Source organism: Arcicella sp. LKC2W, assembly GCF_034931005.1.
Taxonomy (GTDB): Bacteria; Bacteroidota; Bacteroidia; order Cytophagales; family Spirosomataceae; genus Arcicella.
This window is the reverse complement of sequence record NZ_JAYGIN010000033.1, coordinates 22,375-36,003: the sequence shown is the minus strand read 5'-3', so window position 1 is coordinate 36,003 and position 13,629 is coordinate 22,375. Positions and strand designations below refer to the sequence as shown.

Here is a 13,629-nt window from a genome sequence, read left to right as displayed (position 1 = left end):
ATACAGATTTACGCAGATTTTATTGAAATTTTATCAGACTGTGCGTCCCGGTGTAAATCTGTTAAATCTGTATTATCTGTGGTCTATTTCAATCGACGTAAAGTTTTATCGTTACAACCTTTAATCAATGAACCATTTTTATATAGGCATAGACATTGGAACAACTGCCACCAAAGCAATGGTTTTTACCCAAGAAGGAAAAGTCGTCAATCATTGTTGCATAAGCTATGAAATGTATCATCCTCAACCCGATTGGAGTGTTCAAAAACCATCAGAAATTCTAACGGCTGTTTTAGCATGTATCAATAAAGTATCAACCAATATTACGCCTTATTTTATCAGTTTTAGTTCAGCAATGCAGAGTGTTATTGCCGTTGATAAAGAAGGAAATCCATTAACGGACATTATTTTATGGGCAGATAATAGAGCAAGTGAGATTGCTAATAATCTAAAAAATAGCGAGTTAGGAAAAGAATTTTACAAAAGTACGGGATTGCCAATTCATACGTTTTGTCCGATGACTAAGATTCTTTGGTTACGACAACATGAACCCGAAATCTTTGCCAAAACGCATAAATTCATTAGCATAAAGGAGTATGTTTGGCATCATTTGACGGGCGAGTATGTGATAGATTCTTCAATGGCTTCGGGTACTGGAATGATGGATATTGAGAAACTTCAATGGGACTTAACCATTTTAAATCATCTCGACATTCGTGAAAATCAACTTTCATCTATTGTTTCTCCAAAACATATTTCTAAAAGTTTAACGCAAAATCTATCTTTAGTTTTGGGTGGTGGAGACGGTGCATTAGCCAACTTGGGAACAGGGGCAATGCAAAAAGGTAAAATGGCATTAACCATTGGTACAAGTGGAGCCGTTCGTTTACCGATAAACCAACCTTTTATTGATTCAAAAATGAGAACGCAATGTTATCATCTTGTTGATAATCAATATCTTAAATTGGGGGCAATCAATAACGGAGCAGTTGTTTTACAATGGCTAAAAGAATCAATTTTACAATCAGAAGAATCGTTTGAAGACCTTTTAACAAAAGCCGAAACCGTTTCTGCTGGTTCAGATGGGCTAATTTTTGTACCATATTTATTAGGTGAAAGAGCTCCAATTTGGGATGCATCCGCTCAAGGAACACTATTAGGCATCACCATCAATCACACTCAATCTCATTGTATTAGAGCCACCATCGAAGGTATTTTATTTAGTTTACTGACCATTACAGAGGTGTTAATTCCTGATAAAAAAGAAAGGGATGAAATCACGATAATGACCAGTGGGGGGTTTACTAAAAGCGATTTTTGGCTACAACTGACTGCTGATATTTTTCAAATGAAGGTGGTTGTTTCTCAAGACATTGAAAGTGCTGCATGGGGTGCGGTTCTTATTGGATTTATGGCATTTGAAATCGAACCAAGCCATCAAGAAATTGAGGAAAAAATGTTTATTCCTAATCCAGAGAATTTTGCAGTTTATCATAAAAATTTTAGCAAATTCAAAAAAGTATATGAGGTTTTGAAAGATTTGTCTTAAAGAGTTTGTTTAAGCAAGTTTAATGCCTTTTATCTTGATGATTAAGAGCATTAAGCAAATCAATGTGGTATAAATATCGTGTAGTTAGATGATGAGTTATTTTGTAATATTAGTTCTTTAAACAATCAAATGTTTCATAGAAAGCGTCTCTAAATGGTCACTAACATCTTATAAATAATAGCCGTTTTTTCCTTTCTATTTGGTTTCTGAAATGATAAAAAAGATAAAAACTGTAATTTTTTTATCTTTTTTATCATTTTTAATATTCTTCACAAACACGTCCATTTATGGCATTTACGAGCTATTGAACGGATTTTTGGGCTTTATGACACATCTATTTCAACTTCTATTTTGATTTTTCTCCTTTAAAATTAATATTCAACCAAACTTTCGATAAATCCAAACGACTTAGGTAATCGTATGTAAATCAAAGAGATAACAATTGCTTGCAACTGTTGTACTCTTGAATTTAAGTGTTTTTTCAATCCATACTAAATCTCAAGTCTAATGAACAGAATTGGTTTACCATTAAGAAGATGGCTTCAGTGCTTTCTCTTCTTCGTTTCTCTGTCAGTAGTTAACTATGGCTTCGCTTCCAGTCACCGAGAAGCTCCCTTAATTTCTAATGACCCTTTGGCGGATAATACCGACGTGTATGCTTTCCGTAGCCCTGACGACCCAAATACCATTACCATCATTGCCAACTATATCCCGTTTGAATCTCCCGAAGGAGGACCAAATTACTATACTTTTGGCAGTAATATTCGTTATGAAATTCACATTAAAAACAAAGCGAATACTTCTGGTGATGACATTACTTACCGTTTTACTTTTTCAAGTACCAACGAAGACCCATCAACTTTTTTTAACATTCGTCTTGGTAAGCAGAATTTAAAAACTACTTATATCTGCGAAAAAAGTACCGACGGAGGTAGAACATTTAGAACAATTATCATGAATGGAATTGTACCTCCTGCCAATATTGGGCCACGCTCAATTGAGAATGGTACAGTTGGATTGGGTACTTCTTATGATGCTTTGGCACAACAAGCGATTGGTAGTGCAATGTCTGGCGAAAAGATTTTCTGTGGCCCTGTTGATGACCCTTTCTTCGTGGATTTGGCAGGTGCTTTTGATGCGGGCAATTTCCGTCCAGAAGGTAACACAACCAATGCTCCAATTGATGGTTTGAACCGTTTTAACGTTCATACTATTGCCATTAAAGTACCAATTAATTTATTACAGAAAGATGGAAAAAGTGTTGCTCAAGCAAGCAATATCCTTGACCCTGATTTTGTGATTGGCGTTTGGGCTTCGGCAAGTCGTCGTCAAATCCAAACTATTTATCCTGATGGAATTGCTTATGACGGTGGTTATGTACAGGTTTCACGTTTGGGAATGCCTTTAGTCAATGAAGCAATTATTCCTTCTGGCATGAAAGACCGTTGGAATGCAACAACGCCATACAACGGAGACGATTTACAATTTGCTAAGTATTTCACCAATCCAGAGTTGGCTCTTTATATGGACGATACCCAATTTGGTGGAGCAGTTCCTTCTTTGAATGCTCTTCGTATTCAATCAAAATCTTTAGGTTCGTTTGACTTCCGTAATGGAAAAGCAGGTTTAGCAGGTTTGAAAGGTAATTCAGCTTTAGCAGGTACTGCTTTATCAGAAGCGGCTTTTGGTGGTGTTTTATTACCCGATGCAAAAAGTCCGAGAGCAGTTGATATTCTTCCGATTTTTTATACAGGTGTTCCCAATTTAGCTCCTTATCAATTGGCTTCGGGCAAAAATGGCAATCCTTTAGCTACTGGAAAACCTTTCATTAATAATTTCTTACCTACTTTGGGCGATATGCTTCGTTTGAACATGGCAGTTCCGCCGACTCCTCGCAATGACCCTAAGTTTAGTTCATTAGGATTAGTTGGTGCAGCAGTTTTAGGATTGACTGACCCAATGTACGCAGGAAATAAAGATTTGCAGTTTATTCCTAACATGGACGGCTTCCCGAATGGCAGACGTTTAGAGGATGACGTTACTACCATTGAATTACAAGCAGTAGGTGGTGTAGTATTGGCAGCAGTTGGTTTATGGTATGACGATTTTACACCAGGCGTTACGGCAAGTCCAGTTACGCCAAAATTGGGTAGTGTTTTAGGATTTACCGCTGGCCCAACTAAAAACGATGCTCCTTTCAGAACTGGTTTCCCTTATATGGCAAGTCCTTGGAGAGGATTTGATTATCCAGCTAAAGCTCGTTTTTAAGTGCGGTTTTCAAAGGAAATGAATGATTTAATAACAGTTTCTTAGTGATTTTCTGAAATTATCTCATTCTTAAAACTCAACATTTCATAAATTTTATTCATAAAACAATGAAAAAACTCATATATCTGATGGGATTACTGGCTTTGATTTGCCAGATTCCTTCGCAGTCTTTAGCTTCATCACACCGAGAAGCTCCCTTAATTTCAAATGACCCTTTGGCGGATAATACCGATTTGTATGCCTTCAAAAGTCCAACAAATCCTGAAAATGTGGTTTTAATTGCCAATTATATTCCATTTGAGCATCCTGCTGGAGGACCAAACTGGTACACATTTGGCGAAAGAATCCGTTATGAAATCCATGTGGATAACAATGCAGGAACTCCAGGTGATGATATCGTTTATCGTTTTACGTTCAAAAGAGTAAACGAAGACCCTTCAACGTTCTTTTTGATTAGACTTGGCAAAGAAAATCTTAAAACAACTTATACTTGCGAGAGAAGTATGGATGGCGGAAGAAGTTTCTCAACCATTATTTCAAACGGAATTGTGCCACCTCCCAATATTGGACCTCGTTCAATTGAAAGTACGCCAGTAGGTTTGGGTGCTGCTGATTATAATGAGTTGGTGACCAAATCAATCATGACGGCAAGTTCAGGAGAAAAAGTGTTTTGTGGCCCTGTTGATGACCCATTCTTTGTGGATTTAGGCGGTATTTTTGATGTAGGAAATGTTCGTCCGAATAGTGGCATAGATGGCGTTGCGAAATTCAACTGTCATTCAATTGTAATCGAAGTACCAGTCGCTACTTTACAAAAAAACCGTAAAACAGTAGCAATGGCAAGTAATATCCTTGATTCTGATTATGTAATTGGAGTGTATGCTTCGGCAAGTCGTCAGAGAATTAAAACCTTGTATCAAGGTGGCGATGTAGGTCATGATGGAGAATATGTACAAGTTTCACGTTTGGGAATGCCTTTGACCAATGAAGCAATTATTCCTTTAGGATTGAAAGATAAATGGAATTCAGTTAAACCAAGCGAAGATTTACAATTTGCTTCGTATTTCTCAAATCCTGAGTTAGGTTTATACATGGATGATTCTCAGTTTGGCGGAGCAGTTCCAGGTTTGTCATCGTTAAGAATTCAATCAAAATCGTTAGGTTCATTTGACTTCAGAAACGGAAAAGCTGGTTTATTTGGCTTGAAAGGTAACGCTGCATTAAACGGAACGGCTCTTTCTGAAGCAGCTTTTGGTAGTGTTTTATTACCAAATCCAACGAGTCCACGTGCGGTTGATATTTTACCTATTTTTTATACAGGTGTTCCTAATTTAGCTCCTTACCAATTGGCAACAGGCAAAGCAGGAAATCCTTTGGCAAGTGGTAAACCATTCATTAATAACTTCTTACCAACATTAGGAGATTTATTACGTTTAAACATGGCAGTTCCTGCTACGCCAAGAAATAGTAGTGATTTTAATTCTTTGGGATTGGTTTATGCAGCCGTTTTAGGACTTACCGACGGACGTTTTAATGGTTCAAAAGACCTACAATTTATTCCAAATATGGACGGATTCCCTAACGGTCGCCGTTTGGAAGATGATGTTACAACCATTGAATTACAAGCAGTTGGTGGGGTTGTTTTGGCAGCGATTGGTTTATGGTACGATGATTATACACCAAACGTAACCGCCAGCCCAGTTACCCCACAATTGTTAAGTGCTTTGACTTTCAATGCGGGTGTTACCAAAAACGATACAACATTTAAAGCTGTTTTTCCGTATGAGCAAAATCCATGGAGAGGTTTCCGTGGGGGTAATTATGCAGGTAAATCTACCAATTCGACTAATAAAAATGAGCGTACTTCGGTAGAACCTGTTGAAGGCAAATTTACGGTTTCAGTTTTAGGAAATCCTGTAAGTAGCGATAATGTAACCGTTGAAGTGAGAGGAGCTAAAGGCGAATCTTTGGAAATGGACGTTGTGAACATTCAGGGGCAAATTATCAGTCATGAATCCATTGAAGAAGCTGGTAATACAGAAATAAAAACGCTTAAACTGGGAAAAGAAATTGGTACGTATTTCTTGAGAACAATTTCACCAACAGGACGCAATACAGTAAAGATTATTCGTAATTAAAGTTTAAAAGTGAATTAGCCACGAAGACACAAGGAATCTAAAAATGAATAAAATCACTTTGAGACTTTGTGCCTTCGTGGCTAAAATTATTTTAATCGTTGCATTATCCACGAAGACAAAAAAACACTTTGTGCCTTTGTGGCTAAAATTATTTTCACCCTCGAAATCCAAAAACATCAAAGCCTCGTATATTATAGTATTGGAAATCAATCAAATACAACATTATTAAAACCATTCAAAGCCATGAAAGCATTTACTGCGATTTACAGACAAACTTCAAAATATTTTTTAATATTATTACTTTTAGGATTTCAGATAAGTTGTACAAAAACATCAAAAACAGATAACTTATCTTCACAAGATGGAACAACCAGTATGGGAATTCCACCACTTTTTGAACGAACAGGCGATTTATCAAAAGCTTCTGAATGGCAAAAGACTAAAGGAAAAGTAGAAGAACTTAAGCAAAAAATTAATAAAGACCCGAGCGACATAAAATCTCGTTTACAGATAGCTACTATTTATTTGGCAGAAGCCCGTATTACTGGAGAACACCCTTATTATTACCCTGCAATCCTGACCATTTTAGACGGCATTTTATATTTGAATCCCAACAATTTCGAGGCTACTACCTTTAAAGCATCCGTAAAAATGTCACAACATCAATTTGCTGAAGCCCGTGTATTAGCAGAAGCAGCTCGTAAAATCAATCCTGATAATGCTTACGTTTACGGTGTTTTGGTTGATGCAAACGTAGAATTGGGTTTATACAAAGATGCCGTTTTGATGTCCGATAAAATGCAAGCACTCAAACCGTCATTAGAATCATACTCAAGAGCTTCTTACTTACGTGAAATCTACGGTGATATTAATGGTTCAATTGATGCCATGAAAATGGCAGTACAAGCAGGTTTACCAGGTTCTGAACCTTACTGTTGGAGTAAAAATACACTTGGTCATTTATATGAAACGACAGGAAAACTGAAAGAAGCAGACCGTCAATACAATGAAATTTTAGCAATTCGCCCAAGTTATGCTTTCGCTCTTCGTGGTCAGGCGAGCGTTTTGAAAGCCAATAAAGAATATGAAAAAGCCTTAGTAATATTAGACAAAGCCGCTAAAATTATGCCTGAGTTTTCATTCCATGAAGAAATGGCGGAAATCTATGCTTTGCAAGGAAGTAAAGAAAAAGCACAACAAAAATTTGCAGAAGTTGCTTTGATGTTAGACGAAGATGCCAAATCAGGACACGCCGTAGATTTGGAACTTTGTAAACTTTATACAAAATCGGGTCAATTGGATTTGGCCAAAAAACATGGACTGATTGAATACAAAAAAAGACCTCGAAACATTGATGTAAATCATGCTTTGGCGGTTGTAGCTTATCAAATGAATGATTTCAAAAAAGCTCAAGAATTTATCTTGGTAGCCTTAAGCACTGGTTGCAAAGACCCAGAATTATTGAGTGATGCTGGTAAAATTTCAAAAACGGTAGCAAGTTTGGATACGAAAAGAAATGATGAGTTCGCTCTAAATATTAGATAATTCACCATTCATAGCAATAATCCCTCTAAAAATATTGTATTTAGAAAAACACTTCTGAATGCAATATTTTTTATTTTATATGGATGAAATACCTTTGAAGCTTCAAACATCATCAACAATAATGAAACATTTAATACTATTATTTTCCCTACTTTCGTCCTTACAGGCGTTTGCTCATTTGGGTAATATTTCTGGAGTTGCCTACGATGAAAAAACTAACTTGCCTATTCAAGGGGTAAGTGTACAATTAACAGGGCTCAACAAGGTTGTATTTACCAATGAATTAGGTCAATTTCGTTTTGAAAACCTGCCAGAAGCTCCTTATAAAATTGAAATTGCTCATGTTGGGTTTAATCCTCAAACGGTTACGGCTACGGTAAAAGATGACTTAAATACGTTTGTAAAAGTATTATTGAGTTATAAATCGGTAGAACTTACGGAAATTATTGTGCCTTCGCAACGTCCGCACGACCAGCAATTGATTAGTAGTTTAGATATTAAATTACGCCCTGTTGTGAATTCTCAAGAAGTTTTACGAATGGTTCCAGGTTTATTCATGGGGCAACACGCAGGCGGTGGAAAAGCGGAACAGATTTTTTTGCGTGGGTTTGACATCGACCACGGAACGGATATTCGCCTGACTGTTGATGGAATGCCTGTCAATATGGTTTCGCATGCACATGGACAAGGTTACGCAGATTTACATTTTGTGATTCCTGAGTTAATTCAAGGGGTGGATTTCAAAAAAGGCTCTTACAATGCTGAAAAAGGAAATTTAGCTACGGCTGGTTGGGTCGATTTTAGGACTCGTAATAGTATTGACCATTCTTTTCTAAAGTTAGAAGGCGGTCAATATGATACTTTTAGAGCTGTGGCTGGTCTTGATTTGTTGGGAGAAAAAGGAAAAGTGAAAAATCAATCAGCTTATATTGCTTCAGAATATTCTTACACCAATTCGTATTTTGATAATCCTCAGAATTTTAAACGTCTGAATGTCGTGGGTAAATTTCATGGACATATCACACCAAATACAAATCTTACGCTAACAGGTTCAACTTTTTGGAGCAAATGGAATCATTCGGGACAAATCCCAGACCGTGCGGTGGAATCGGGATTGACAGGTTTCTTTGGTTCGGTTGACCCAACCGAAGGCGGTGAAACGTCTCGAACCAATTTCAACGCTCAATTTACCACCATTACGCCCAAAAATAACGTTATCAAAAATCAGCTTTTTTACAGTAATTACAACTTTGAGTTATATTCAAATTTTACTTTTTTCTTGAATGATAGTATCAACGGCGACCAAATTAGACAGAAAGAAAAGCGTAATTTATTTGGATACAATGGTAGTTTTTCAACCAATAGCACTATTGGAAAAAGCGATTGGACAACCACATTTGGCATACAATATCGTCAAGACATTACTAACGGAACAGAATTATCTCGAACAAAAGACCGAATTGTTACGCTTGAACAATTGAAATATGGAAATATCAACGAAATAGATGCAGCAGTTTATGCGGATGAATTAATTAAGGTTTCTGAAAAATTTACCATTAATGCTGGTCTTAGATTCGACTATTTTCATAATAAATACGAGGATTTACTCCAAAATCCATCAAATAACATCGGCAGTGCTGAAGCGAGTATTATTTCTCCAAAATTGAATTTTTACTATACATTCAATCCGTATTTGCAATTATATCTAAACACAGGTAAAGGTTTTCATTCCAACGACACAAGAGCCGTTGTACAACAAAATGGACTTCATATTTTACCTGCCACTTATGGTTCAGATTTCGGAGCGATATATAAACCATTTCCACGCTTATTAATCAACACGGCTTTGTGGTATTTATGGTCACAACAAGAATTTGTTTATGTTGGCGATGAAGGCGTAGTAGAGCCAAGTGGGCGTTCTCGTCGTTATGGAATTGATTTGTCTGTTCGTTATCAATTAACGAAGACTTTGTATTTTGACGCTGATTTAAACACCGCTACACCACGTTCTTTAGATGAAGAATCGGGGAAAAATTATTTACCCCTTGCCCCTATTTTTACAACAACTGGCGGGCTTTCGTTACAAATGCCAACAGGATTTAATGGTTCTTTGCGTTATCGCTATATTGCTGACCGTCCAGCCAATGAAGATAATTCTGTTGTTGCCAAAGGGTATTTTGTCAATGATTTACAACTTAATTATACTAAAAAGCATTATAGTCTTGGTTTGTCTATTCAAAATTTATTTAATGTAAAATGGAAAGAAACCCAATTTAATACGGAGAGCAGATTGAGCAATGAAACGACATCTATTGAGGAAATTCACTTTACTCCAGGCACGCCTTTTTTAGGACGTTTAAGTTTGACGATTAATTTGTAACGATAATATCTGTGTTATATCAAAATATTGACCTGTTTGACCTTAATTACTTTGATGTAAATCTAAAAATTACTCATTGTTGCAGCGAACTGCACAAAGTGAAAAGTTTAAACAGGTTCAAAATTTTCTATTAAAACGCCACCTCATTTTTTGACTTAAATCAATATTTATACCTTGACTTTTTTCTTTACCAAATCCAAACAGGCTAATATCCAAGCTGTTCTGTTTTTCACTTTTGGATGAACTCCATTGTTTAATTCAATATCTAAAGTCACAAATCTTGTTAAAAGCTCTCCATCCATGAGAATTTTACTCATTAAATGATTGGGCATATTGTAATCACGAGCCAAAATTACAGATGCCGCTTTTGATAAATAATCGGGGTCGGTAATGGTTTTTAGAGCATCTGATAATTCTTCTTTTTCTCTGTGGCTTATGGTGATGGCATCCAAAATGGTAAATGTCAAGTGAGAAACATTTCTAAGTTTTTTGCCTGTACTTTCGTATTCAAAATTTATACATTCGTATGGGCTATCTGCCAACTCTTTTTTAGCAGGTTCAATTACATATTTTTTAAAATCCTTAAAATTTGTGTATTTATCTGCGTCAACGCCCAAAATTTTCCTGATTTCTTCAATACTGTAAACAAACATATTGCGGTTTTGCCCAATATGCATTCGCAATAATCTATACATGGGTGTTGTATAAATTGATTTGAAACTTAAAACGTTTTCAAATTTGTATCTGGCGTACTGTTTTTCAAGAAAAAATAGATACGGTGAAATCTGAGGATTTGTATAAAATTCCAAAAAACCTTTGTCTGGATTGTACTCAATTTTAATAAACGGGAAAAGGTGCGTAAATTTCTCCTTTTTGGTTTCAACGGATATTTCCTCAATTGTGATAGGTTTGGCTCCCAGAGTGGCTGAATGGGTCTTTAAATCGGCGTATTTAATATGCTTCGAGATATATTTTAATGGAATTTTGATAATTAACCCTGTTGTTGATGAAATATCTCTTGATTTCTCAAAATCTATCTGGTTAATGAAAAACTCAAAAATCTTTTGCTCTATCCTTCCATATTTGGCATGGCTGACAACTAAATTGTTAGGTAAGTAATTATTAGCTCGCCTCTCAATGAAAGTTTGCTCTTCAAAATTATATTCTTGTACTTGGGATAGTTCGTCTCCATTTTCCATAAATTTCGGTAGATTATTAAGTTTTATATGATATTAGGCAACATCATATAAAGTTATCCACAATCGTTGATATTAGCAAAGTTTTAAGTGTCTAAAAACTCCCCTTAGAGTGTCTAAAAACTCCCCTTACAGCGTTTCTAAGTGTCTAAAAACTCCCCTTAGAGTGTCTAAAAACTCCCCTTACATCTTGTAAGTAATTGGTTTTCAATAGTTTACAATCTCCTAAATCAATCAAATAATATTGAGAAATATATAAATCAAGAGAAAAAATTACTAAAAATAAAAGTATTGGGGTCAATTTTAGCTAAAACAAGACCTAAATAGGCATAGCAACTTTAGTAGTTTTTTAAAAAGTGTCTAAAAACTCCCTTTACCACTTAATAAAACCTAAATTGAATAAAAAAGACTTTCCGAAGTGTCCGAAAACTCCCCTTGTGTGAATTTTAAGCCTTTTAACAAGGTCAAAAACAATTATTTTCTTAACTTTTTAGACGTTAAATACATTGGTTGTTACTGATTGTAGCTAAAAACATATATTTCAACGCTATTTGTGAATGTGTCCAAAAACTCCCCTTAGGGCTATAAGACTAATTTTTTAATTAAATATTACCCATATTTGTAATAATGTTATTACAAATATATTAAATTTGTATGAATATTATTACATGATATATGATTACACAAGAAAATGCTTTAAAGTTTTTGAGACACCGACCAGCTATATCAGTATCTGCGGTAGAAAAACAAGCTAAAATCCCTTCGGGAACGTTACAACAATCGCTTTCACAAGGTAGGCAGTTAGCAGAAAAACATTTAGTTGCACTCGATAAAGTGTTGAGAGATTATGGGTATTCTGATGAATTATATCAAAAAGCACGAGTTGTGTCTGTAATAAATCACAAAGGTGGTGTAGGAAAAACAACAACTGTTTGTTCATTGGGTGAAGCTTTGGCAAACAAAGGATTTAAAGTTTTGATGGTTGACCTTGACCCACAGGGAAACTTAAGCCAGATTTTAGGCATTGAACAGCCTGAGGTTCAAGTAGCTGACGCTTTGATTGGGGATATTGAATTTCCTGTCATCTCATTGGATACCAATTTAGATATTTCTCCAAGTGATATTGATTTGGGTAATGCAGAATATCAATTGATTTTAATGCCAGGTGGCGATTTACGTCTAAAAAATAGAATTTTACCCTTGTTGAGTCGATATGATTATGTTTTGATTGATTGCCCACCATCTTTAGGAAAATTAACAGTTTCGGCTCTTTATGCCTCCGATTCCTGTTTGATTACGATGCAACCAGAAATGGCTGCAATGAAAGGAGTAAATTCTTTATTAGAGAAAATTCACGACATCAAAAAGAACTTAAATCCGATGTTGACAATTGATGGATTGGTCTTTACAATGGTCAAAAAAAATAGTGTTCATGAAGGCATTAAGGAGGCGATTAGGCAAAATCTCCCTCTACGTATTTTCAACACTGAGATTAAGCATTTAGTAGATTTTCAGAAAGCTCAAGTAGCTGGAAATACGATTTCTAAATTCTCGAATTCCTCCGAAGCCGCTGGTTTATACAGTGCTTTTTGTGCAGAATATATTGATTATCTCCAATTTTTAAAATAATATACAATGGCTAAAATGAATATTGGGGCTATGATTGCCAGTAAAACCAAAGAAACTTTTGCAGGTAACAAACTTATTAATAATGAAAATGTCAAAAATAATATAATCATTATTGACGAATTGCGTGATTTAATTCCACCTTTAGGGGCAGATGAATTTTCGCAATTAGAAGCCAATATTATAAAAAATGGTTGTCGTGATGCCCTATCAATATGGGAAACGACACAAGGAAAAATATCTGAAAATACAGATAATTATGATGAACCATGTTATGTTTTAATTGACGGACATAATCGTTTTGATATTTGTAAAGAAAATAATATTCCTTACAATGTACAGCTTTTAACTTTTGCTGATTTACAAGAAGTTAAAGACTATATGATTGATTTACAGCTTGGTAGAAGAAATCTTAGACCCGAACAAATATCTTATTTTAGAGGTTTAAGATTCTTGAATGAGAAGTTTGAAAAAGGGAAATATGACCGTGAAAATCATAAGGTTCAATCTGAACCTTATGCTCAAAAAGAAGGAATTGATACCGCTGAGAAATTGGCAGAAGAATATAATGTTGGACGTTCTACCATCAAACGAGATGCTGAATATGCCAAAGGGATTTCTAAATTGGATAAGAATTTCAGAGACGATATTTTAACGGGGAAACAAAAAGTATCTAAGACCTTAATACAGTCAATCGCAAAAAATGATACTATTGAAAAACCGATTCAGAATTTAGATGAATTGAACATTATTTTAGAAAATTCATTTCCTGAAATAGAGGTATCTTTGAAGGAATCACCGCAAAATTTTGAAAATGATGCAGCTATTTTACTACAAACTGCAAAGAAATTTTACAAATCAAAAGATAAAATTTACTTAACGGCGTTACAAACTATCATTTCCAAAATGGCTTCTTATATTGACTAA

The 13,629-nt window shown here is 35.3% G+C and carries 8 protein-coding genes; 7 read left to right on the top strand and 1 reads right to left on the bottom strand.

All coding sequences use genetic code 11. The annotated features are described in order from the left end of the window. Nucleotides 1–127 precede the first annotated feature (127 nt). From VB796_RS21765 to VB796_RS21745, 5 genes are all read left to right on the top strand, one after another. Entirely contained in the window at nucleotides 128–1,549 is a 1,422-nt protein-coding gene (locus tag VB796_RS21765) for a gluconokinase (protein WP_323348703.1), read from the top strand. A 507-nt stretch (nucleotides 1,550–2,056) separates the two neighbouring features. Next, nucleotides 2,057–3,817 (top strand): DUF4331 domain-containing protein, encoded by a 1,761-nt coding sequence (locus VB796_RS21760; RefSeq protein ID WP_323348702.1) that lies wholly within the window; start codon nucleotides 2,057–2,059, stop codon nucleotides 3,815–3,817. Between the two features lie 107 nt (nucleotides 3,818–3,924). Next, nucleotides 3,925–5,955 carry a DUF4331 family protein gene (locus VB796_RS21755; protein ID WP_323348701.1) on the top strand — a complete coding sequence of 677 codons (2,031 nt, stop codon included), beginning with the start codon at nucleotides 3,925–3,927 and terminating at the stop codon, nucleotides 5,953–5,955. Nucleotides 5,956–6,093: 138 nt separating this feature from the next. Next, nucleotides 6,094–7,500: a transposase gene (locus VB796_RS21750; RefSeq protein ID WP_323348700.1), complete on the top strand. Its 1,407-nt coding sequence runs from the start codon at nucleotides 6,094–6,096 to the stop codon at nucleotides 7,498–7,500. Nucleotides 7,501–7,621: 121 nt separating this feature from the next. Then, nucleotides 7,622–9,880 carry a TonB-dependent receptor gene (locus VB796_RS21745; RefSeq protein WP_323348699.1) on the top strand — a complete coding sequence of 753 codons (2,259 nt, stop codon included), beginning with the start codon at nucleotides 7,622–7,624 and terminating at the stop codon, nucleotides 9,878–9,880. 167 nt (nucleotides 9,881–10,047) lie between these two features. Here VB796_RS21745 and VB796_RS21740 read toward each other — a convergent pair whose 3' ends face one another. Further along, on the bottom strand, nucleotides 10,048–11,079 hold the full coding sequence (locus VB796_RS21740) for a replication initiation protein (protein WP_323348698.1): 1,032 nt from the start codon (nucleotides 11,077–11,079) through the stop codon (nucleotides 10,048–10,050). 672 nt (nucleotides 11,080–11,751) lie between these two features. Here VB796_RS21740 and VB796_RS21735 point away from each other — a divergent pair. After that, nucleotides 11,752–12,705: an AAA family ATPase gene (locus VB796_RS21735; RefSeq protein ID WP_323348697.1), complete on the top strand. Its 954-nt coding sequence runs from the start codon at nucleotides 11,752–11,754 to the stop codon at nucleotides 12,703–12,705. A gap of 6 nt (nucleotides 12,706–12,711) precedes the next feature. Continuing rightward, entirely contained in the window at nucleotides 12,712–13,629 is a 918-nt protein-coding gene (locus tag VB796_RS21730) for a hypothetical protein (protein ID WP_323348696.1), read from the top strand.

Coding starts and splice junctions, on each gene's coding strand:
- VB796_RS21765 (WP_323348703.1), top strand. CDS start 128: ATGAACCATTTTTATATAGGCATAGACATTGGAACAACTGCCACCAAA.
- VB796_RS21760 (WP_323348702.1), top strand. CDS start 2,057: ATGAACAGAATTGGTTTACCATTAAGAAGATGGCTTCAGTGCTTTCTC.
- VB796_RS21755 (WP_323348701.1), top strand. CDS start 3,925: ATGAAAAAACTCATATATCTGATGGGATTACTGGCTTTGATTTGCCAG.
- VB796_RS21745 (WP_323348699.1), top strand. CDS start 7,622: ATGAAACATTTAATACTATTATTTTCCCTACTTTCGTCCTTACAGGCG.
- VB796_RS21740 (WP_323348698.1), bottom strand. CDS start 11,079: ATGGAAAATGGAGACGAACTATCCCAAGTACAAGAATATAATTTTGAA.
- VB796_RS21735 (WP_323348697.1), top strand. CDS start 11,752: ATGATTACACAAGAAAATGCTTTAAAGTTTTTGAGACACCGACCAGCT.
- VB796_RS21730 (WP_323348696.1), top strand. CDS start 12,712: ATGGCTAAAATGAATATTGGGGCTATGATTGCCAGTAAAACCAAAGAA.